At 69.5% G+C, this 21,878-nt stretch carries 15 protein-coding genes; all 15 read left to right on the forward strand.

Annotated elements, in window-relative coordinates:
* The first annotated feature begins 31 nt into the window (after positions 1-31).
* The 15 genes from ABE522_RS13895 to ABE522_RS13965 all read left to right on the forward strand — a co-directional run bounded on the left by ABE522_RS13895 (position 32) and on the right by ABE522_RS13965 (position 21,738).
* Positions 32-7,039 carry an ESPR-type extended signal peptide-containing protein gene (locus ABE522_RS13895; RefSeq protein ID WP_474200918.1) on the forward strand — a complete coding sequence of 2,336 codons (7,008 nt, stop codon included), beginning with the start codon at positions 32-34 and terminating at the stop codon, positions 7,037-7,039.
* Between the two features lie 164 nt (positions 7,040-7,203).
* Positions 7,204-9,102: a S8 family peptidase gene (locus tag ABE522_RS13900; protein WP_346592195.1), complete on the forward strand. Its 1,899-nt coding sequence runs from the start codon at positions 7,204-7,206 to the stop codon at positions 9,100-9,102.
* Between the two features lie 138 nt (positions 9,103-9,240).
* Positions 9,241-10,965: a type II secretion system ATPase GspE gene (gene gspE, locus ABE522_RS13905; RefSeq protein WP_346592196.1), complete on the forward strand. Its 1,725-nt coding sequence runs from the start codon at positions 9,241-9,243 to the stop codon at positions 10,963-10,965.
* 2 nt (positions 10,966-10,967) lie between these two features.
* Positions 10,968-12,188: a type II secretion system protein XpsF gene (gene xpsF / locus ABE522_RS13910; RefSeq protein WP_346592197.1), complete on the forward strand. Its 1,221-nt coding sequence runs from the start codon at positions 10,968-10,970 to the stop codon at positions 12,186-12,188.
* A 33-nt stretch (positions 12,189-12,221) separates the two neighbouring features.
* A complete protein-coding gene (gene gspG / locus ABE522_RS13915; RefSeq protein ID WP_346592198.1) occupies positions 12,222-12,656 on the forward strand; it encodes a type II secretion system major pseudopilin GspG in 435 nt (144 codons plus the stop codon).
* A gap of 19 nt (positions 12,657-12,675) precedes the next feature.
* Positions 12,676-13,170, forward strand: coding sequence for a type II secretion system protein XpsH (xpsH, locus tag ABE522_RS13920; RefSeq protein ID WP_346592207.1), 495 nt, complete (start codon positions 12,676-12,678; stop codon positions 13,168-13,170).
* The gene (gene xpsI / locus ABE522_RS13925) at positions 13,167-13,625 is read left to right on the forward strand and encodes a type II secretion system protein XpsI (protein WP_346592199.1); all 459 of its coding nucleotides are present in this window, start codon (positions 13,167-13,169) and stop codon (positions 13,623-13,625) included. The genes xpsH and xpsI overlap by 4 nt, the downstream gene beginning before the upstream one ends.
* Complete coding sequence (locus tag ABE522_RS13930; RefSeq protein ID WP_346592200.1) at positions 13,622-14,254, forward strand: prepilin-type N-terminal cleavage/methylation domain-containing protein; 633 nt, start codon at positions 13,622-13,624, stop codon at positions 14,252-14,254. The genes xpsI and ABE522_RS13930 overlap by 4 nt, the downstream gene beginning before the upstream one ends.
* The gene (locus tag ABE522_RS13935) at positions 14,251-15,129 is read left to right on the forward strand and encodes a type II secretion system minor pseudopilin (protein ID WP_346592201.1); all 879 of its coding nucleotides are present in this window, start codon (positions 14,251-14,253) and stop codon (positions 15,127-15,129) included. The genes ABE522_RS13930 and ABE522_RS13935 overlap by 4 nt, the downstream gene beginning before the upstream one ends.
* A complete protein-coding gene (locus ABE522_RS13940) occupies positions 15,126-16,268 on the forward strand; it encodes a PilN domain-containing protein (RefSeq protein WP_346592202.1) in 1,143 nt (380 codons plus the stop codon). Before ABE522_RS13935 ends, ABE522_RS13940 begins: the two co-directional genes overlap by 4 nt.
* On the forward strand, positions 16,243-16,986 hold the full coding sequence (gspM, locus tag ABE522_RS13945; RefSeq protein ID WP_346592203.1) for a type II secretion system protein GspM: 744 nt from the start codon (positions 16,243-16,245) through the stop codon (positions 16,984-16,986). Before ABE522_RS13940 ends, gspM begins: the two co-directional genes overlap by 26 nt.
* Positions 16,976-17,752, forward strand: coding sequence for a hypothetical protein (locus tag ABE522_RS13950; protein ID WP_346592204.1), 777 nt, complete (start codon positions 16,976-16,978; stop codon positions 17,750-17,752). The genes gspM and ABE522_RS13950 overlap by 11 nt, the downstream gene beginning before the upstream one ends.
* A gap of 9 nt (positions 17,753-17,761) precedes the next feature.
* Entirely contained in the window at positions 17,762-19,948 is a 2,187-nt protein-coding gene (gspD, locus tag ABE522_RS13955) for a type II secretion system secretin GspD (RefSeq protein ID WP_346592205.1), read from the forward strand.
* Between the two features lie 99 nt (positions 19,949-20,047).
* The gene (locus ABE522_RS13960; protein ID WP_346592208.1) at positions 20,048-20,905 is read left to right on the forward strand and encodes a glycosyltransferase family 2 protein; all 858 of its coding nucleotides are present in this window, start codon (positions 20,048-20,050) and stop codon (positions 20,903-20,905) included.
* On the forward strand, positions 20,902-21,738 hold the full coding sequence (locus ABE522_RS13965; protein WP_346592206.1) for a glycosyltransferase family 2 protein: 837 nt from the start codon (positions 20,902-20,904) through the stop codon (positions 21,736-21,738). The genes ABE522_RS13960 and ABE522_RS13965 overlap by 4 nt, the downstream gene beginning before the upstream one ends.
* Positions 21,739-21,878 lie beyond the last annotated feature (140 nt).

Here is a 21,878-nt window from a genome sequence, read left to right on the forward strand (position 1 = left end):
TGGTCCGATCCTGGTGGGCGCCTCGTTGGCGATGGCCTTGGGATGGGGAGCGGCCATGCCGTCGGCCTTGGCCCAGTCCCTTGCAGTCGGTGGCACCGAAGCGTGCACCCTGGCGGACGGCTCGCTGGCGCAATGCGCGGTGACCGGCAACGCAGTGGTTACCGGTGCGACCGCGGTGGCCGTGGGAGACAGCAGCACCGCCACCGGCCTGTACGCTGTGGCCATCGGCGCCGACGCCATCGCTGGCAAATCGCTTGCGTCCGCTTTCGGTGGCGGCGCGCAGGCCACCGCGACCGGCAGCACCGCACTCGGTGCAGGCAGCGTGGCATCGGCCAGCAACAGCGTGGCGCTGGGCGCCGATTCCATCGCCACCCGCGCCGACAGCGTGTCGGTCGGCAGCGCCGGCAGCGAGCGCCAGGTCACCAACGTGGCTGCCGGTACCGAGGGCACCGACGCGGTGAACCTGGAGCAGCTGGACGAAGTGGCTGCCGTGGCCGACACCACGGCGAAGTATTTCCAGGCTACCGGCAGCGACGACAGCGATGCCGGCGCCTTCGCCGCCGGCGCCAATGCCACCGCCATCGGTGAAGCGTCCAATGCGCTGGCCGATGGCAGCACGGCCCTGGGCAGCGGTGCTGCCGCCGTAGCCAGCAATGCGACGGCGGTCGGTTTCAACGCGCTGGCCAGCGGCCAGAACAGCGCCGCCTTCGGCAACAATGCCCAGGCCAACGGCCCGGGCAGCGTGGCGGTCGGTGGTGCGGCAGTGGACGCCGATGGCAACCCGCTGATCACCAACGGCGGCGTGCCGGTGGATACCGGCGCCACCAGCGCCGGCGTGGGCGCCACCGCGGTCGGCGCCAGCGCCGAGGCCAGTGGTTTTGCGTCGTCTTCGTATGGCCTGGGTGCCTACGCCGGCGGCGCGCAGTCCTCCGCTTTCGGTGCGGTGTCCAATGCGATCGGCGATTACTCCACCGCCATCGGCACCGAATCGGTCGCCACCGGCACCAGCAGCGTGGCCATCGGCGGACCGGCGGACCTGATCCCGGGCCTGGGCTACTTCGTGCAGACCCAGGCCAGCGGCGAATCGGCCACGGCCGTGGGCGCCGGTGCCATCGCCAGCGGTGATCTCAGCCTGGCCAGCGGCACGCTGAGCGAAGCGTCCGGCGAGCAGGCCACTGCTGTCGGCTACTTCGCCTACGCCCCCGGCGACCGCGCCAGCGCGCTCGGCGCGCAGAGCTGGGCCAGCGGCGAAGACAGCACCGCGGTCGGCTTCTACAGCACGGCGCGGGGGGCCAACAGCGTGGCGTTGGGCGCCAATTCCGAGGCGGTGCGTGCCAACTCGGTCGCGGTCGGCAGCGTCGGCAACGAGCGCCAGATCACCGATGTAGCGGCGGGTACCGAGGCCACCGATGCGGTGAATCTCGAGCAGTTGGATGCAGTGGCTGCAGTAGCCGACACCACCGCAAAGTACTTCCAGGCCACCGGCAGCGACGACAGCGACGCCGGCGCGTTCGCCGCCGGCGCCAACGCCACCGCCATCGGCGAGGCGTCCAATGCGCTGGCCGACGGCAGCACCGCGCTCGGCAGCGGCGCGACCGCCGTCGCCAGCAATGCGACGGCAGTCGGCTTCAACGCGCTGGCCAGCGGCCAGAACAGTGCCGCCTTCGGCAACAACGCGCAGGCCAACGGCCCGGGCAGCGTGGCGGTTGGCGGTGCGGCAGTGGACGCCAATGGCGACCCGCTGATCACCAACGGCGGGGTGCCCGTGGATACCGGCGCGACCAGCGCCAGCGTGGGCGGCACCGCCGTGGGTGCCAGCGCCGAAGCCAGCGGCTTCGCTGCCTCGTCGTACGGTGTGGGGGCCTATGCCAGCGGCGCGCAGGCATCCGCGTTCGGCGCGGTGTCCAACGCCACCGGTGATTTCTCCACCGCCATGGGTACCGGCAGCGCAGCCACGGGCAACAGCTCGGTTGCCGTAGGCGCCGATTCGGTGGCCAGTGGCGGCTACAGCACCGCAACCGGCCAGGCCAGCATCGCCAGTGGCACCAACAGCGTGGCCGTCGGTGGGGCGCTGTTCGGCCTGCTCGCCACCGAAGCCTCCGGCAATTACTCCACCGCCGTCGGTGGCGGTGCCTGGTCACCGGGTGCCAACAGCACCGCGCTCGGCAATGCGGCCGAGTCACGCGGTGAGAACAGCGTGGCGCTGGGTGCCGACTCCATCGCCACCCGCGCGGACAGCGTATCGGTCGGCAACACCGACCTGCAGCGGCAGATCACCAACGTAGCGGCCGGTACCGAAGGCACCGATGCGGTCAACCTGGACCAGCTCAATGCGGTCGCCGCAGGTGCGGAGAACACCAGCAAGTACTTCCAGGCACAGCCGGAAACCGGCACCGACGTCGGTGCATGGGCCGAAGGCGAAGGGGCGCTGGCGGCCGGTTCGGCCAGCAACGCCATCGGTGATGGCGCCGTCGCACAGGGCGCAGGTGCTGCTGCCGTCGGCAACGACAGCGTGGCGGTCGGCCGCAACACCAGCGCCGGCGGCGAAGGTGCGGTTGCCATCGGTGGCCTGGGCCAGGCGTATGACGAATACAACTCGCCGATCTTCAACGACGACGGCAGCGCCGTACTGACCGGCACCAGCGCCAGCGCGGGTTCCACTGCGGTGGGCAACGCGGCGCAGGCTACCGGCCTGGTCAGCAATGCCTTCGGCTCCGGTGCACAGGCGACCGGCGACAACAGCTTCGCCGGCGGCAACAAAGCGCGCGCAACTGGCGGCTACAGCGTGGCGATCGGTGACAGCGCGTGGGCCAGCAGCGATGAAAGCACCGCCGTCGGCGGCTACAGCTTCGCCACGGCGGCAGGCGCAACGGCGTTCGGTTCCAGCGCTTGGGCCACGGCGACCAATGCCTCCGCGTTTGGTCCGGCGGCTTGGGCCAGCGGCAGCGGCGCGACCTCCATCGGTTACAACAGCTGGGCCGATGGCGCCAGCTCCACGGCGGTTGGCCGCGGTGCATTCGGCTACGGTGACTACAGCGTCGCCCTGGGTTACCAGGCGCTCGGCAACACCATCAACAGCATTTCCATCGGCACCAATTCCGAAGCGCTGGGCGAGAGTGCCATCGCGGTCGGTGCGGGCAGCAGCGCCGCCGGTGACAACAGCGTGGCGCTGGGTGCCGGTTCGATCGCCGATCGCGAACGCAGTGTCTCGGTCGGCAGTGCCGGCAGCGAACGCCAGGTCACCAACGTGGCAGCGGGTACCGAGGGCACCGATGCGGTGAACCTGGACCAGCTGGACGCGGTGGCGGCAGCGGGCGAGGCCACCAGCAAGTACTTCCAGGCGACCGGCAGCGATGACAGCGACGCCGGTGCCCTCGCATCCGGGGCGAATGCGACGGCCATCGGCGAGGCGTCCAACGCACTGGCCGATGGCACAACGGCGCTCGGCAGTGGGGCTACCGCAGTGGGCCAGAGTGCCACGGCGGTCGGCTTCAATGCCTTGGCAGCCGGGCAGAACAGCGCCGCGTTCGGCAACAACGCACAGGCCACCGGCCCGGGCAGCGTCGCCGTCGGCGGCGTGGCCGTGGATGAGGACGGCAACGCGCTGATCACCAACGGCGGCGTGCCGGTGGATACCGGCGCCACCAGTGCGGGGCTCGGCGGCACCGCCGTCGGTGCCAGCGCGGTGGCCAGTGGCTTCGGTGCAGCATCCTACGGTCTGGGTGCGTATGCCTCCGGCGCGCAGTCTGCTGCCTTCGGTGCGGTATCCAACGCCATCGGCGACTACTCCACGGCCATCGGTACGCAGACCCTCGCCACCGGCACCAGCAGCACGGCCATCGGTGGTCCGGTCGACCTGCTGCCCGGCCTGGGCTTCTTCATCTCCACTGAAGCCAGCGGCGAAGCAGCCACGGCGGTGGGCGCCGGTGCGCAGGCCAGCGGTGACAACGCCACGGCAGCCGGCACGCTGGCCTTCGCTACCGGCGACCAGAGCACGGCCATCGGTTATTTCTCCACCGCCAGTGCGGTCAACTCGGTAGCGCTGGGTGCCGACTCGGTGGCCAATCGTGCCAACACCGTGTCGGTCGGCAGTGCTGGGAACGAGCGCCAGGTCACCAACGTGGCAGCCGGCACCCAGGGCACCGACGCGGTGAACCTGGACCAGCTTGAAGCGGTGGCGGCAGCAGGCGAAACGACCAGCAGGTATTTCCAGGCCAGCGGCAGCGCAGACAGTGATGCGGGTGCTCTCGTCGAAGGCGAAAACGCCTTGGCCGCGGGCGAGGCCAGCAACGCCATCGGCAATGGCGCGGTTGCACTCGGCAGCGGCGCAACCGCGATCGGCAGCAATGCCGCCGCGGTGGGTTTCAATGCCTTGGCCTCGGGTGAAAATGCCAGCGCCAGCGGCTTCAACGCACAGGCCACGGCGGCCAACGCCATCGCCAGCGGCGCCAACGCCGTGGCGTCCGGTGAGTACGCCACGGCCAACGGCGCGGAGAGCCTGGCGTCGGGTGAAATGAGTGCCGCCTTCGGTGCCGGCAGCATGGCCACCGGCGCCGGCAGCACCGCCAGCGGCGTGCTGGCTGAAGCCAGCGGCGAAGAAGCCGTCGCCGTGGGTTACTTCAGCACCGCCGATGGCAGCGGTGCCACCGCGGTGGGTTCCGAAGCGGTGGCGATCGGCACCACGGCCGCCAGCTTCGGCTTCGCCGCCGAAGCCACCGCCGGCTACAGCACGGCAGTGGGTGGCTACGCCCAGGCGTCGGCGTTCAACGCCACCGCGCTGGGCAGCTTCGCCGACGCATCGGGTGCGAACTCGGTGGCACTCGGCGGGGACTCGGTGGCCAGCGGTGCGTACAGCACGGCGGCCGGCCAGGCCAGCATCGCCAGCGGCACCAACAGCGTGGCCGTCGGTGGCGCGCTCGGTGGGCTGTATGCCACCGAAGCATCGGGCAACTACTCCACCGCAGTGGGTGGCGGTGCGTGGTCCTCCGGGGTCAACAGCACCGCGATCGGCAACGCGGCGATATCCGCAGGGCTCAACAGCGTCGCGCTGGGCGCCGACTCCATCGCCGACCGCGACAACAGCGTGTCGGTCGGCGGTGGTGGCGCCACCCGCCAGATCACCAACGTGGCCGCCGGCAGCGAGGCCACCGATGCGGTGAACCTGGCCCAGCTGGAAGCCGTCGCCGCGGCCGGTGCAACGGCCAGCAAGTACTTCGCCGCCAGTGGCAGCGAAGACAGTGACGCCGGTGCGCTGGTGGACGGTGAGAACGCACTGGCCGCAGGCGAAGCCAGCAATGCGCTGGGGGACGGGGCGATCGCGCTGGGCAGTGGCGCCACTTCGGTCGGGTCCAACGCCTCGGCGATCGGTTTCAATGCCCTGGCGGCAGCCGCGAACGCCACTGCCAGCGGTGCCAACGCGGCCGCATCGGCCGAGTACGCTACCGCCAATGGTGCAGAAAGCGTGGCATCTGCTGAAACCAGTTCGGCGTTCGGTGCCGCCAGCGTGGCCAGTGGCACCGGCAGCACCGCTGCTGGCGCCTTGTCCGAAGCATCGGGAGTGGAATCGGCAGCGGTCGGCTACTTCAGCTCCGCTGCCGGCGATGCCGCGACGGCGGTGGGTGCGGAAAGCAGCGCAGGAGGCAGCGTGGCCGCCAGCCTCGGCTTCCGTGCCGACGCCAGCGGCGACTTCAGCACGGCAGTCGGTGGCCTTTCGCAGGCCAGCGCCTTCAACGCCACCGCGGTCGGCAACTCGGCCGTGGCCTCCGGTTCCGGCTCGCTCGCCCTTGGCGGTGACGCGCTCGCCAGCGGCGCACGCAGCGTCGCACTCGGTGCCGGTTCGCAGGCGCTGGAAGCGAACGTGGTGTCGGTCGGCGGCGGCAACGGCGCCAGTGCACCGGCGACCCGTCGCATCGTCAACGTGGCCGATGGTCGCCTGACCGCCGACAGCAGCGATGCGGTGACCGGTTCGCAGCTGAGCACCACCAACCAGCGCGTGGGTGCGGTGGAAACCAAGGTCAGCGATATCGACAACCGCATCGGCGGCCTGCAGACCACCCAGGCCAACACCCTGGCCTACGATGACTCCGAGCACGGCAAGCTGACCTTCGGCGGGGCCCAGGGCACGGTGGTGGACAACGTCGCCGCCGGCAGCATCAGCGGCGACAGCCGCCAGGCGGTCAACGGTGGCCAGCTGTTCCAGTCGCTGGCCAATGCGGCCAGCATGCTGGGAGGTGGCGCCAGCGTCGGCCTGCAGGGCGTGTTCGTCGCGCCGAACTACATCATCCAGGGCAACACCTACAACAACGTCGGCGACGCCTTGACCGCACTGGACAGCCGGGTCTCCAACCTGGGCCAGAGCCTGGCTTCGGGCACGCCGGTCAGCACCGCACCGTCGCCTGCAGCCGGTGGCAACGGACCGTCCACGGCCGCCGGCGGCGCATTGCCGGTCGCCACCCCGAGCGCGGATGTCAGTGCGCAGGCGGTGGTTGGCCAGGGCGCGGTCGCCAGTGGTGCAGGTGCCACGGCGATCGGCCTGGGGGCGACTGCCTCGGCCGACAACTCGGTTGCATTGGGCCAGGGCTCGGTCGCAGACCGCGCCAACTCGGTGTCGGTCGGCAGCGTGGGCAACGAACGCCAGGTAACCAACGTCGCCGCCGGTACCCAGGCCACCGACGCGGTCAACAAGGGCCAGCTGGACAGCGGCGTGGCCTCGGCCAACAGCTACACCGATTCGCGCATCAAGTCGGTCGCCGACAGCTTCGACGTGTTCAAGGGCGACGTCGACGGCAAGCTGCGCAACATGGATCGCCGCATCGATCAGCAGGGCGCGATGAGCGCGGCGATGCTCAACATGGCCACCAGCGCGGCCGGCGTGCGTACCCAGAACCGGGTCGGCGTCGGCGTCGGTTTCCAGGGTGGCGAATCGGCGTTGTCACTGGGTTACCAGCGTGCGGTCAGCGACCGTGCGACTGTGACCTTCGGCGGCGCGTTCAGCAGTGACGACAGCTCGGTAGGTGTCGGTGCCGGCTTCGGCTGGTAACGCCTGGCCGAGCGCAGAAACACGGCGGTGACCGTCCGGTCGCCGCCGGCCAGTGAAGCCTGAGGGGGCGGGTCACGGCAACCCTGGCGAGGCCAGCCAGGGGTAGTTGCAGGGAGTAAGGCCGCAGGTTTGGTTCCACCATCGACCCAGAAGAGGATTTCGACGTGATCAACAAGCAGAACCTTCGCATCAACGTACTCGCCGCCGCCGTGCTGTCGCTGACCGCAGGCGCGGGCATGGCCCAGGCCGCCGACCTGAAGGTCAGTGCGCCGCAGCAGGTCCCCGCTGCGCAGCAGCAGGCGGCGAACGGCATCATCGTCAAGTACAAGGCCGGCAGCAGTGCGGCGAGCAGCAGCGCAGCCAAGGTGGCGGTCGTCAATGGTGCGCTGTCGCGTGCCACGTTGTCCGGCAACCGCGGGACCGCCAGCGCCCGCGCTGCCGCGTTCAGTCCGCAGGTCGCCCGCCGGCTCGGCGTGGGCGCCGACCTGATCCGCCTGAAATCCCGCCTGGCTGGTGCCGACCTGGACAAGGTGCTGGCTGAACTGCGCGCCGACCCGGCCGTACAGTACGCCGTGCCGGACGCACGCATGTATGCCGTCGATGCCGGCACGCCGGCGCGCGCGCGTGCCGTCGTCCAGGCTGACGCAACGCCGGCCCTGGTGCCGAACGATCCGTACTACGCGCAGTACCAGTGGCATCTGAACAGCGCCACCGGTGGCATCAATGCACCGGCTGCGTGGGACGTGGGCGCAGGCGAAGGCGTGGTGGTGGCGGTGCTGGACACCGGCATCCTGCCGCAGCACCCGGACTTTGCCAGCGGCGCGCTGCTGCCCGGCTACGATTTCATCAGTGATGCCGAGACCTCGCGTCGTCCGACCGACGAGCGCGTACCCGGTGCGCTGGACATGGGTGACTGGGTCGAGAACGACAATGAATGCTACGACGGCTCGCTGGCCGACGACAGCTCGTGGCACGGCACGCACGTGGCTGGCACCATCGCCGAAGCGACCAACAACGCGCTCGGCATGGCCGGCGTGGCGCACAAAGCCAGCGTGCTGCCGGTGCGCGTGCTGGGCAAGTGCGGTGGCTACCTGTCCGACATCGCCGATGCGATCACCTGGGCATCGGGTGGCACCGTCGCTGGCGTTCCGGCCAATACGACCCCGGCCGACATCATCAACATGAGCCTGGGTGGCGGCTCGGCCTGTGATCCGCTGTACCAGGATGCGATCAACGGCGCGGTGTCGCGCGGCACGCTCGTCGTGGTCGCGGCCGGCAACTCGGCGTCCAACGCGGCCAACTTCCGCCCGGCCAGCTGCAGCAACGTGATCGCGGTGGGCGCAAGCCGCATCACCGGTGGCATCGCCTCCTATTCCAACTTCGGTACGGTCGTTGACCTGTCCGGTCCGGGCGGCGGTGGCGGTGTCGACGGCAACCCCGGCGGCTACGTGTGGCAGGCCGGGTACAACGGCACCACCACCCCGACCTCCGGTGCCTACAGCTACATGGGCATGGCCGGCACTTCCATGGCGTCGCCGCATGTGGCCGGCGTGGCCGCCCTGGTCCAGGGCGCGCTGGCCGACGCGGACCGCGATCCGCTGACCCCGGCGGAGATGGAGACGCTGCTCAAGCAGACCGCGCGTGCGTTCCCGGTCACCATCCCGGCCGGTACGCCGATCGGTACCGGCATCGTCGATGCCAAGGCGGCCCTGGATGAAGCGTTGAAGGAGCCGTGCACCGAAAACTGCGCACCGCCCGCCACTCCGCTGACCAACAAGGTCGCCGTGGCCGGCATCGCCGGCGCCAGCGGCAGCGAGAAGCTGTACAGCTTCGTCGCCACGGCCGGCAAGCCGGTCAGCTTCGTCACCTACGGCGGCACCGGCAATGTGTCGCTGCACGTGGGCGCGGACACCGGCACGTCGACCGTGGTGTACACCGCCAAGTCGACCCGTGCAGGCAACGCCGAAACCGTGCGTATCACCGCTCCGGTGGCTGGCACGTACTATGTGAAGCTGGCCGGTGATGCCGCGTTCTCCGGCGTCTCGCTGCTTGCCACGCAGTAAGTCATTGTCTTGACGTAGAAGGCCCGCCAGCACGCCTGGTGGGCCTTTTTATTTGACGCAATCGAGATTTTCCTGCGCTGAACAGCTGTGACTGACGGCGAACTGCTAAAGTCAGGACGATTGCAGGCGAGGCATTTCGTGAACGCAGTAGCCGACCAGGTCAACGTGGACACCATCGAGACGTCGCTGATCGACGCGCTGCTCCTGCGCGGGCGGTTGAAGGATGCCGATCTGGTTCGCGCCCGCACCCTGCACGCTGAATCCGGCGGCAGCCTGCTGTCGCTGCTGGTCCGGTTGGGGCTGGTTTCCGAACGCGACCAGGCCCAGGTCAGCGCCGAGGTGCTCGGCGTGCCCTTGCTGGATGCGCGACAGATGCCGGAGACGCCACCGCCTTCGCTGGTCGATGCGTTGCCGGTCACGCTGCGCTTCCTCAAACAGTTCCATGTCTGTCCGGTGTCGCTGGATGAACAGGGCCTGCTGCTGTGGCAGGCCGACGTGCATGATCCGTATCCCTGCCAGGCCATCAGCCTGGCCATGGGCGTGGACGTGCACCCGCGGGTGGGCCAGCGTTCGGAGATCGACGACCAGATCGAGCGCTGGTTCGGCCAGGGCCGCAGCGCCATGGGCGCGATCGTTGAAACCGCAGATGGCGAAGGGGCCGCGGTGGATGACATCGAGCACCTGCGCGACCTCGCCTCCGAAGCACCGGTGATCCGGCTGGTGAACCTGGTGATCCAGCGTGCAGTGGAACTGCGCGCCTCGGACATCCACGTGGAGCCCTTCGAAACCCGACTGAAAGTACGCTACCGCGTCGACGGTGTGCTGATCGACGGGGAAAGCCCGCCGTCCAACCTCACTGCCGCGGTGATCAGCCGCATCAAGATCATGGCGCGGCTGAACATCGCAGAACGTCGCCTGCCGCAGGATGGCCGCATCATGCTGCGCGTGCAGGGCAAGGAGCTGGACCTGCGCGTCAGCACCGTGCCGACCGCGCATGGCGAAAGCGTGGTGATGCGCCTGCTGGACCGCGAAACCGTGGTGTTCGACTTCCAGCGCCTCGGCTTCACCGACGAATTCCTGCCGGCCTTCCGCAAGGTGCTGGAGCAGCCGCATGGCATCCTGCTGGTCACCGGCCCCACCGGTTCGGGCAAGACCACCACGCTGTACACCGCGCTGAGCCAGCTCAATACCGCCGATGTAAAGATCATCACCGTCGAAGATCCGGTCGAGTACCAGATCGAAGGCATCAACCAGATCCAGGCCAGGCCGCAGATCGGGCTGGACTTCGCCAATGCGCTGCGCAGCATCGTGCGCCAGGATCCGGACATCATCATGATCGGCGAAATGCGCGACCTGGAAACCGCGCGCATCGCGATCCAGTCCGCGCTCACCGGCCACCTCGTGCTGTCCACGCTGCACACCAACAACGCGGCCGGCGGCATCACCCGCCTGCTCGACATGGGCGTGGAGGACTACCTGCTGACCTCCACCATCAACGGCATCCTGGCCCAGCGCCTGGTGCGCCGGCTGGAGCCAACCCATGCCGAACGGTATCCGGCCTCGCCGGAGGAAATCGAACGCTTCGACCTGCGTCGGCTGCAGCCGGAAGGCACCATCCATCTGTATCGTCCGCGGCCATCGGCGCTGGCGCCCACCGGGTACCTGGGGCGCACCACGATCGTCGAATTCCTGGTCATGAACGATGAACTGCGGCGCGCGGTGATGCGCCGCGATGGCATGGGCGAGATCGAACGCATCGCCCGCAGTGGCGGCATGCGCACCATGTACGAAGATGGCCTGCTGAAGGCGCTGGCCGGCCAGACCACGCTGGAAGAAGTCCTGCGCACCACCGAGGAAAGCTGAGCATGCCGGTGTTCCGATACAAGGCACTGGATGCACAGGGTGAGGTGGTGGATGGCCAGATGGAAGCGGCCAGCCAGGCCGAGCTGGTGGTCCGGCTGCAGGAGCAGGGCCACCTGCCGATGGAAACCCGCCTGGCCAGCGAAGGCGGGCTGGAGGTGGGACGCATCCGTGGCCTGTTCAAGCAGCGCCCGTTCCAGGGTGCCGCGCTGCTGCAGTTCACCCAGCAGTTGTCGACCCTGCTCGGTGCCGGCCAACCGCTGGACCGTGCCCTGACCATCCTGCTCAGCCTGCCCGAAGACGAGCGCTCGCGGCGCGTGGTCAGCGAGATCCGCGACACCGTGCGCGGCGGTGCATCGTTGTCCAGCGCGCTGGAACGCCAGCACGGACTGTTCTCGCGCCTGTACATCAACATGGTGCGCGCCGGTGAAGCTGGTGGCAGCCTGCACGACACGCTGCAGCGCCTGGCCGACTACCTGGAGCGCAGCCGCGCGCTGCAGGGCAGGGTGGTCAATGCGCTGATCTACCCGGCGATCCTGCTGGTGGTGGTCGGCGGGGCGCTGTTGTTCCTGCTCGGCTACGTGGTGCCGCAGTTCGCGCAGATGTATGAAAGCCTGGATGTCACGCTGCCGTGGTTCACCCAGCTGGTGCTGCAGCTGGGCCTGCTGGTGCGCGATGGCTGGATATTCTTCATCGTGGTGCCGGCGCTGCTGGCCTGGCTGGGGGAACGCAAGGCGCGGCAGCCGGCGTTCCGGCTGGCGCTGGATGGCTGGCTGCTGCAGCGCAAGGGTATCGGCGGACTGCTCGGCAAGCTGGAGACCGCGCGGCTGGCCCGCACCCTGGGCACCCTGCTGCGCAATGGCGTGCCGCTGCTGGCCGCGCTCGGCATCGCGCGCAACGTGCTGGGCAACCGCGCGCTGGCCGCCGACATCGACCTGGCCGCCGACGAAGTCAAGAATGGCAACGGCCTTTCGGCCGCGCTGGCACGTGGCAAGCGATTCCCGCGGCTGGCGCTGCAGATGATCCAGGTAGGCGAAGAATCCGGCGCACTGGATACCATGCTGCTGAAGACCGCCGACACCTTCGAGCAGGAAACCGCGCGCAGCATCGACCGCATGTTGTCGGCGATGGTGCCGGCGATCACCCTGGTGCTGGCATCGGTGGTGGGGCTGGTGATCATCGCGGTGCTGGTACCGATGTACGACCTGACCAATGCCATTGGCTGACCCTGTTTTCCCCGTGGAAAGGAACCCCTGACGATGCGACACCGTCCCCTCAAAGCTTTTACCTCCGCACGCCGCCAGTCGGGCATGAGCCTGCTGGAAATCATCATCGTCATCGTGCTGATCGGCGCGGTGCTCACCCTGGTGGCCAGCCGCGTGCTGGGTGGCGCCGACCGCGGCAAGGCGAACCTGGCCAAGGCCCAGGTGCAGACCGTGGCCAGCAAGATCGACAACTACCGCCTGGACACCAACCGCCTGCCCGGCAAGCTGGATGAACTGGTGACTGCCCCCAGCGGCGTCAACGGATGGATGGGGCCGTATGCCAAGGCATCGGACCTGGACGATCCGTGGGGCCGTCCGCTGGATTACCGCGCACCGGGTGAAAGCCAGGACTACGACCTGATCAGCCTGGGCAAGGATGGCAAGCCGGGTGGCAGCAGCTTCGATGCGGACATCCGCTACGAGCAGTAATGCAGTGACCGAACCGTCCATGTGCGGGCTGAACCGCCAGCGCCGGTATCCACGGCGCACGCGATCCCCACGCGTGGGCGGCATGTCGCTGCTGGAGATGCTGCTGGTCATCGCGCTGATCGCGCTGGTCGGGCTGGTCACCGGTGGCATGTTCGCGCGCGGCATGGCCGGTGCGCAGCTGCGCAACGCCGGCAAGGAACTGGCCAGCCAGCTGCGCCTGTCGCGCGCCGAAGCGATAGCGCGCGGATCAGTGCAGCGCTTCGTCATCGAGCCGCGGGTGCGCCGCTGGGAGGGCGCGCGCGGACGCAGCGGCACTTTGCCCGAGTCATTGCAGGTGAGCTTCGAAGGGGCCGCGCAACTGCAGTCCGGGGCGGGACGTGGCGCCATCGAGTTCCATCCCGATGGAGGCTCCAGTGGCGGCCGCATCGTGCTCACGCGCGGTGATGCCCGATGGCGCATCGACGTAGGCTGGCTGACCGGCGAAGTGCGTTCCGGCCCGGGGGCAGCGCAATGAGGCGGTCCTGCTTTAGGCCGCGGCTGCGCCGCCGTGCGCGCGCACGCGGCTTCACCCTGCTCGAGGTGCTGGTGGCATTTGCCTTGTTGGCCATCGCGCTGACCCTGCTGCTGGGCACCTTGTCCGGTGCCGCGCGGCAGGTGGGGCAGGCCGATGTGCGTACCCGGGCAGTCCTGCACGCGCAGTCCCTGCTCAGCAGCGTGGGCATCGAGTCGCCGCTGCAGGAAGGCCAGCAGCAGGGGCGCTGGGAGCAGGGGCGCTACCGGTGGCAACTGCAGGTGCGTCCGTATGTGGAAACACGCGGCGCGCCGGCGACCACTGAGGCGCCCGAAGCCGCTGCCGGCCCGCGCCTGGTGGAGCTGGAGCTGCAGGTGCGCTGGAGCCAGCCACGCGCCGGCGAGCTGCGCTGGCGCACGCTGCGCCTTCTCCCGCCCGCGCTGGAAGCGGCGCGATGAAGCCGCGCGCGGCAGGCTTCACCCTGATCGAAGTGCTGCTGGCCACCGCACTGCTGGCGGCCGGCTTGGCGCTGGCCTTCGTTACCGTGCGTTCGGCGATGACCATCAGCCAGCGTGGTGAGGCGATGGCGGCCGACAACGAGCGCATTCGCGCCGTGCAGGGACTGTTGCGGCGACAGCTGGGCCAGGCCCTGCGCAGCCGCATCGAGCCGGCCGACCCGGCGCGCGAACCGCTTTATTTCATCGGCGAAACGCAGCGCCTGCGGTTCGTGTCCGAAGTGCCGGGTTATCTGGGACGGGGTGGGACCTACGTGCATGACCTGCAGGTCGTGCGCAGCGGGCAGCAGGTGCGCCTGCAGCTGGGGCTGGTGATGGTGCAGGACGGCGTGCAGATCCCGGAGCGTCCTCCGCGCGCGCCGGAGCTGCTGGCCGATGGCCTGCGCCAGGTGACGCTGCGCTATCGCGGTGTAGACGAGGCCACCGGTGCAATGGGTGACTGGGTGGACGCGTGGCCCGACACGCGGCGTCCGCCGGTGCTGGTATCGGTGCAGGTGCAGCCGCTGCGCGGGCCAGCGTGGCCGGAGCTGCGCGTCGCGCTTGAGAACGGTGGCCAGGAGCAAGTGCGATGAGGCCGGCGCGATCGGACGTCCAGCGGGGCGCGGCGCTGGTGCTGGTGTTGTGGCTGATCGCATTGCTGACTGCGCTGGTCGGCGCCTTCGCCCTTTCCGCACGCATCGAACAACTGCAGCAGCGCGTGCAGGACGACACCGGCCGTGCGCAGGAAATCGGCCGCGCTGGGGTCGCCTATGCGATGTCGCGGCTGCGCGCCGATCCCACGCGCCCACCGTGGCAGCCCGATGGCCGGCCGTATCGCTGGCAGTTCGATGGCGCGAAGGTGGAGATCCGCATCGAGGATGAAGGCGGCAAGATCAACCTCAACCTGACCGACCCCGCCTTGCTGGAAGGCTTCCTGCGGGCGCTGGACGTGCCACAGGCGCAGGCCACGCAGCTGGCCGGTGCGATCATCGACTGGCGTGACGCCGACGACCTGAGCCCCGCCGGAGGCGGTGCCGAGCTTGCGGACTATGTCGCCGCCGGCCTGCCGTACGGCCCACGCAACGCCCGCTTTGAAACAGTGGGCGAGCTGCAGCGGGTACTGGGCGTGACGCCGGCGCTGTACCGGCAGATGCGCCCGATGCTGACCCTGCACGGCCGCCAGTCGCGCCCGGACGGGCGTTTCGCGCGTGGGCCCGTGCTGACCGCGCTGGGTCTGGACGCGGCGCTCGTGCTGGCCCAGCGCGAGCAGGAATGGAGCGGCGCCGACGATCCATCGCGTCCGGCCTCTATTGCCACCGGCAGCGGCACCTATAGTATCGACTGTCGGGTCACGGACGACCGGGGGCGCATCGCTACCAGCCGGGCAGTGGTGCGCAACGCCCGGAACGTGGCGATGGGACGGGCTTACACGGTGCTTGAATGGGAGCAGGGAATGGCGTCGCAATGACAGCATGGCAGCAAGGATTCCGGCAGGTGACGGCGCAGATCGCGCCGCGTGCCGGCCATTTCCTGCACTGGTGGCGCAGTTCACTGCTGGCCTGGTTGCCGGAGCGCTGGCAGTGGGCATTGGGCTGGGCCCCTGCGCGCCTGTTGCTGCTGCAGCAGGGCGACCAGCTGCACCTGGAACGCGAGATCGGCACCCAGCGCGTGCGGGTCGCCAGCCTGCCCTGGCCGTGCCAGCCCGCTGCCATGGCGGGCGCACTGCCGCCACGCCTGCAGCGGCTGCCGCGTTACTGGCTGTTTGATGGCGGACAGGTCCTGCGCCGTACGTTGCGCGTGCCTGCTGCCGCAGCGGGGCGCCTGCTGGATGTGATGGGCTTCGAGATCGACCGGCAGACCCCGTTCACCGCCGACCAGGTCACGCATGATGTGCGGGTGCTGGGCGATGCGGGTGCCGGCCAACTGGACGTTGAACTGGTGGTGCTGCCGCGGGTGCGCCTGGAGCAGTGGCAACAGGCCGTGGGCAGCTGGGCCGATGCGTTGAGCGGAATCGACGTACGCGACCCGTCCGGCAACCCGTTGAAGGTGAACCTGCTGCCGATGCCGCTGCGTCGGCACGCGCGCAATCCCCAGCTGCGGCTGGAACTGTTGTTGGCGATGGCCACGCTGGTGATGCTGCTGCTGGCGGGAAACCAGTTGCTCCACAATCGCGGACAGGCGGCCGATGAACTGCGTGCGGAAGTCGAACGCACGGCACGCAGCGCACGCGGCGTGGCCGATGAACGCGCACGGCTGCAGGCGTTGGTGGATGGCGCGCGCTTCCTGGACGGCGAGCGCGCGAAGCGGCCCACGATGCTGGCGGTGTGGAATGAACTGAGCAGGAAACTGCCCGACGGGAGCTTCCTGGAGAAAATCGGCGTGGAAAACCAGCAGGTCCAGTTGATCGGGCTGAGCCGCGAGGCCAACCAGCTGGTGCCGCTGCTGCAGGAGTCGGCGCTGTGGCAGCGGGTGAACCTGACCGGCGTGCTGCAGGCCGATGGAACGGCCGGCGGACGTGACCGCTTCACCCTGACCGCCGAGCTGCGTCCTGCTGCTGCCGTGACGAACGAGGGAGCGGCCGATGCCGATGCAGACCACACCCCGTGACCGCTGGCTCGCGCTGGCACTGTTGCTGGCCGTGCTGGCGCTGGTGTACCTGTTGCTGGTGCACCCCTTCTTCACCGTGCCATGGCGTGCGATCGACCAGGACATCGCCGCGCTGCAGGAGCGCCAGCACCGCGTGCAGGTCCAGATCGACCAGCGCCCGCAGGTGAGCGCACGCCTGCAGCAGGTACAGCAGGCGCTGCGCGAACGCCCCGGATTCCTGCCCGAAGCCACTGCCGAAGCCGCCGCCGCAGCGCTGTCCTCGCGCGTGCAGGACGCCGTGTTGTCGGCCAGCCCCGGCAACCGCGGCTGCGTGGTCAGCAACCGCACGCCGATGCCGGACAACCGTAGCGAGGCCAGCTATACCCGGGTCGCCCTGCAGGTACGGCTGCGCTGTGGCGTGGACGAGACCGCCAGCGTGCTGCACGCGCTGGAAACCGGAACCCCGCGGTTGTTCGTGGAAAACCTCAACATGCTCGCGCAGCGCTTCCAGCAGTCCACCGAAGAAGCCGGCACCGGGCTGGATGTGTCGTTCGAGCTGATGGGTTACCTGCAGCCGGGACGGGCTGCTGCCAGCGCTCCGGCCGACGCGGAACCCGCCCCCGCGGGCGGCGATCAAGCCATGACCATGGCTCCCGAGGTCGCGCCCGCAACCGAAGCCGGACGGGCCGATGCCTCCGCCAGCGAACCCGCCGACGGGGAGCAGACCGATGCAGAGTGAGCGTTTCAGCCTCCGCGGCGCGATCCTGCTGGGGCTTGCCCTGCTGGCGGCCGCGGCATGGCTGGCGGCGGTGCTCGGCGTGGGCACCCGGGCCGGGGGCGAGGACACCAGCGAAGTGGCCGCGCCGCAGCTGCCGACGCTTCCCGCTGCCGTGGCGGATCCGATGCAGGCGCCTTCCAGCTTCAGCGCCATCGTCGAACGCCCGGTGTTCGCCGAAGACCGCCGTCCGCATCCGTTCCGCCTGGGCGGGCAACCGCAGGCCACGCCGGGCGGGGCACTGCGCTTGACCGGCGTACTGCTCAGCGGCAACTTCGGCATGGCCACGTTGTCCGGCGACAACAACCGTTCGCTGCGCCTGCGCCTGAATGGCGAAGCGCTGGAAGGCTGGCAACTGCTGGCGCTGGAGCCGCGCCGGGCCACCGTGCTCGGGCCCGACGGCGCGCAGGTGCTGGAACTGGCGGTCTTCGATGGCCAGGGGGGGCAACCGCCTACCCAGCTACGCGATCCGCGAGCGCCCGCCGGCGCGGCACGGCCGGGCACCCCCGTGCCGGCCCCCGCTGCGGCACGCGCAGGGCAGGCGAGCCCGGCGGTGGTTCCCGCAGCCACCGCACCCGCGCCAGCCACCCATGAAGGGCCTGCCAACCAAGGGCCCAGCGAAGAGCAGATGCGCGCCATCCGCGAACGCATCCGTGCCCGCCGTGAGCAACTCCAGCAACAACAGCAACGCCAGTCGACGCCGCCCCCCGGCGGCGCTGCCAACCCTTAGAGTGAAAGCATGAACCTGCGTTTCCCCAGCTGCTCTTTCGCCCTCGCCCTGCTGGTCGGATGCACGACGGTGCCCACGCCGGACGTGCAGCGCAAGGCGCGTTTCGATACCGGCATCAGCACTCCCACCGAGGCCCTCGAGACGGAAGAGCAGGGCGCGCCCAAGGCCGTGATCCGCCGCGGCACCGGCACGATGATCAACCGCAGTGCCGCAGCGGCGCGGTCACCTGCGCTGGCGCAGGCCAGCAGCGGCGACGCCACGTTCAACTTCGAAGGCGAGTCGCTGCATGCGGTGGTCAAGGCGATCCTGGGCGACCTGCTGGGCCAGAACTACGTCATCGCGCCTGGCGTGCAGGGCACGGTGACGCTGGCCACGCCCAAGCCGGTATCCGGCGCGCAGGCGCTCAACCTGCTGGAGATGGTGCTGGGCTGGAACAACGCGCGCATGGTCTACAGCGGGGGCCGCTACAACATCGTGGCCGCCGACCAGGCGCTCGCCGGTACGGTGGCGCCGAGCACCGCGCCAGCGGCCAATGCGCGCGGATTCGAAGTGCGCGTGGTACCGCTGCAGTACATCTCCGCCGCGGAGATGAAGAAAGTGCTGGAGCCCTACGCGCGGCCCAACGCGATCGTGAATGTTGACAGCGGACGCAACGTCATCACCCTGGGCGGCACGCGCCAGGAACTGGAAAACTACCTGCACACCGTGCAGATCTTCGACGTCGACTGGCTGTCCGGCATGTCGGTGGGCGTGTTCCCGATCAGCTCGGGCAAGGCCGAGCAGGTCGCCGCCGACCTGGAGAAGATCTTCGGCAAGGACAGCGAGACACCCAGTGCGGGCATGCTGCGCTTCCTGCCGCTGGAAAACGCCAATGCCGTGCTGGTGATCACCCCGCAGGTACGCTACCTGGACCAGATCCAGCAGTGGCTGGACCGCATCGACACCGCCGGCGGCGCGTCGCGGCTGTTCTCCTACGAACTGCGTTACGTCAAAGCGCGCGATCTTGCCGAACGGCTGGCAGAGGCCTTCGGCAGCAGCGGCAATGGCCGTGGCGGCGACAGCGGGGCTTCGCTGGCGCCGGGTGGCACCAGCTCGCGGATCGACGGGGGCGACAGCCGCGGGCAGGATGCCGGACTGGACAGCAGTGCGTCGGGTACCTCCGGCAGCAGCGGCGGCCAGGGTGGTCCTTCGATGAGCCTGCCGCAGCGCCAGTCAGGCAACGCCAGCGTCACCCTGGAGATCGCCGGTGACACGGTCGGCGTGTCCGCCGTGGAAGAAACCAACACCCTGCTGGTGCGCTCCACGCCGCAGGCCTGGCGTTCCATCCGCGAGGTGGTGGAAAAGCTGGACGTGATGCCGATGCAGGTGCATATCGAAGCCCAGGTCGCCGAGGTCAGGCTGACCGGTGAGTTGAGCTATGGCGTGAACTGGTATTTCGAGAACGCCGTGCAGGGCGCCGGGTATACCGGCGCGGTGGGCGGCGCCACGCTGCCCAATGCGGCAGGCCGCGACATCTGGGGGACCTTCGCCGGTGCGGTCACCGGCGGCAACGGACTGGGCTGGACCTTCCTCGGGCGCAATGCCGCCGCGGTGGTCAGCGCACTGGACAAGGTGTCCGATGTCCGGCTGCTACAGACGCCCTCCATCTTCGTCCGCAACAACGCCGAAGCGACCCTCAACGTGGGTGAGCGGGTGCCGATCACCAGCACCTCGTTCAACAGCGGCGTGGGCGGTGGGACCTACGGCCAGGTGCAGTACATCGATACTGGCGTGATCCTGAAGGTACGGCCACGGGTGACCCGTGACGGCACGGTGTTCCTGGATATCGTGCAGGAGGTGAGCAACGCCGAGGCGGTCGCCAGCAACTGCGACCAGGCCAGCGGCGGCTGCAACCCGCGCATCACCACGCGCAAGCTGGCCACCGAGGCGGCGGTGCAGAGCGGCGACACGATCATGCTCGCTGGACTGACCACCGACTCCGGCACCGACAGCAGCAGCGGCATCCCCGGCCTCAGTCGTATACCGGTGGTTGGCGCGCTGTTCGGCAGCAAGGGGCGCAACAGCGGGCGCTCGGAAGTCATCGTGCTGTTGACCCCGACCATCGTCCGCAACGGCCAGGAATCGCGCAACCTGACCGACGAGTACAGTCGCCGCTTCCGTGCGATGGAGCCGATCAACACGCCGCGCCCGAAGTAAGCCACGTCGAAGACGGTCGCATTGCGGCCGTCTTGCTTGCTACGCTGGCCGCACATGGCCGTGGCAACCGCCCGCCGTGCATCCACCAGCGGAGGCGGGATGGGGGCGATCGTGTTGTTGCCGTTGGGCGTGGCGGATGCATCGCTGGACCAGTGCCTGGCGGCGCTCGATGCAGGCACCGCGCCCGGTACGTCGGTGTGGCTGGCGGATGATGCCCAGGCAGGCCCGCGCGCGCAGGCGGTCGTCGAGCACTGGCTGGCGCACACGCCGCTGCAGGCCGAGTACACGCGCCGTGCGCGGCCGTTGGGTGAAGTGGCCCATCTGGATGAGATGCTGCGCGCCTGCGCGGGGCTGGATGTCGCGGTGCTGGCGCCGGACAGCGTGCCGGGACCGGGCTGGCTGGACCAGCTGCAGGCCTGCTTTGCGCGCGATGCCTCGATCGCCACGGCCACGCCGTGGTGCAACGCCGGCGAGACCGTTGCATGGCCGCGGATGGGTGAGGTCAACCCGTTGCCCGAGGTCCTTGATGCGCTTTCGCACGCCTGTGCCGGCATGCCGCCCGGCCATCCGGAACTGCCTTCGGCGGTGACCCACGCGGTGCTGGTGCGCGGCACCGCGCGACAGCGTGCGGGGGGGCTGGATACCGACAGTTACGGCGGCTGGAGCGCGGCGCTGATCGACCTGGGCCTGCGCATGGCCGGGCTGGGCTGGCGCAACGTGCTGTGCGAGACCGCGTTCGTCGCCCGCGCCGACGAGGGTGGCCACGCGCCGGGTGACCTGGAAGCGCTGGCCAGTCGCTGGCCGGCGTGGACGCCGCGGCTGGCCGATTTCCTGATGCACGATCCGCTGCGTGCCGCACGCGACGCCCTGCAGCTTCGCTACCGGCGGGCGATAATGCCCAAGGCGCAGGGCGATCTGTTCGGCGTCGCCTCGCCGCCGCAGGAGCCGCCCGTTTGAACCCCAGCATCGTCGCCGTCGTCGTCACCTACCAGAGCAGCAGCACCATCGAGGCGTGCCTGCAGCGCCTGCGCGACGCGCGCGGCATTGCCGAGATCCGCGTGGTGGACAACGGGTCGGTCGACGACACGGTCGACATCCTGCAGCGGCACGCCAGCCATGATCCGCGCGTGCGCTTCATCGCCAACCCGGACAATCCCGGTTTTGCCGCCGCCAACAACCAGGGCGTCGGCGATTCCAGCAGCCCGTGGCTGGCCTTCATCAACCCTGACGTGATGGTGGAAGCGGAGACCCTGGCCCTGCTGTGCGAGCGCGCGCAGGCGCTGGGTGACTGCCTGCTGGGCGTTGAGCAGGTCGATGAGAACGGCCGTGCCGACGATGCGGTGCGCCGTCGCGACCCTGACTTCCTGGCGATGCTGCGCTCGCCCGGGAGCGGGTCGAAGCTGGCCATCGCACGTGATCCCGACGTGGCGATGCAGCGCGTGCCGGCGATTTCCGGTGCGGTGATGCTGATGCCGCGCGCGCTGTTCGAACGCATCGGCGGTTGGGATGCCGGCTACCGGCTGCACGCCGAAGACCTCGACCTGTGCCGTCGCGTGCGCGAGGCCGGCGGCGTGGTGGCCATCGCCAACGATCTGAAGGTGCTGCACGTACGTGGCGTCTCCAGCCGCTCGCGGCCGTTCTTCGTGGAATGGCACAAGCATCGCGGCCTGTGGCGGTATTTCCGGCGCTTCGAGGCGCCGCAGCGCAGCCTGCCGGTGCGGGTAGCGGTGTGGGGCGCGATCTGGGCGCATGCGGTGCTGCAGGTGCCCAGGTTGCTGCGAGCGGCGTAGCCCCTCGTGGTTGGCGGTCTGGTTGCATGGGCTGGTGTGGCGCCGGATGGTGGGGCTGTGCGGGGTACGGCAAGAGCCGCTCCTGCGGGCCTCGTTTCGCGCCATCCATGGCGCTCAACGCCCCCGCCCAGCCCCACCAC

Origin of the sequence: Stenotrophomonas lacuserhaii (genome assembly GCF_039674585.1) — a bacterium.
In the GTDB taxonomy this organism is placed as follows: Bacteria; Pseudomonadota; Gammaproteobacteria; order Xanthomonadales; family Xanthomonadaceae; genus Stenotrophomonas; species Stenotrophomonas pennii_A.

Bases quoted from the DNA above. Each gene is read 5' to 3' on its own strand.
- gspM (WP_346592203.1), top strand. From the start codon at position 16,243: ATGCCGATGCAGACCACACCCCGTGACCGCTGGCTCGCGCTGGCACTG.
- ABE522_RS13935 (WP_346592201.1), top strand. From the start codon at position 14,251: ATGAGGCCGGCGCGATCGGACGTCCAGCGGGGCGCGGCGCTGGTGCTG.
- xpsH (WP_346592207.1), top strand. From the start codon at position 12,676: ATGTGCGGGCTGAACCGCCAGCGCCGGTATCCACGGCGCACGCGATCC.
- xpsI (WP_346592199.1), top strand. From the start codon at position 13,167: ATGAGGCGGTCCTGCTTTAGGCCGCGGCTGCGCCGCCGTGCGCGCGCA.
- ABE522_RS13950 (WP_346592204.1), top strand. From the start codon at position 16,976: ATGCAGAGTGAGCGTTTCAGCCTCCGCGGCGCGATCCTGCTGGGGCTT.
- ABE522_RS13960 (WP_346592208.1), top strand. From the start codon at position 20,048: ATGGGGGCGATCGTGTTGTTGCCGTTGGGCGTGGCGGATGCATCGCTG.
- xpsF (WP_346592197.1), top strand. From the start codon at position 10,968: ATGCCGGTGTTCCGATACAAGGCACTGGATGCACAGGGTGAGGTGGTG.
- gspG (WP_346592198.1), top strand. From the start codon at position 12,222: ATGCGACACCGTCCCCTCAAAGCTTTTACCTCCGCACGCCGCCAGTCG.
- ABE522_RS13895 (WP_474200918.1), top strand. From the start codon at position 32: ATGGCCTTGGGATGGGGAGCGGCCATGCCGTCGGCCTTGGCCCAGTCC.
- ABE522_RS13930 (WP_346592200.1), top strand. From the start codon at position 13,622: ATGAAGCCGCGCGCGGCAGGCTTCACCCTGATCGAAGTGCTGCTGGCC.
- ABE522_RS13940 (WP_346592202.1), top strand. From the start codon at position 15,126: ATGACAGCATGGCAGCAAGGATTCCGGCAGGTGACGGCGCAGATCGCG.
- gspD (WP_346592205.1), top strand. From the start codon at position 17,762: ATGAACCTGCGTTTCCCCAGCTGCTCTTTCGCCCTCGCCCTGCTGGTC.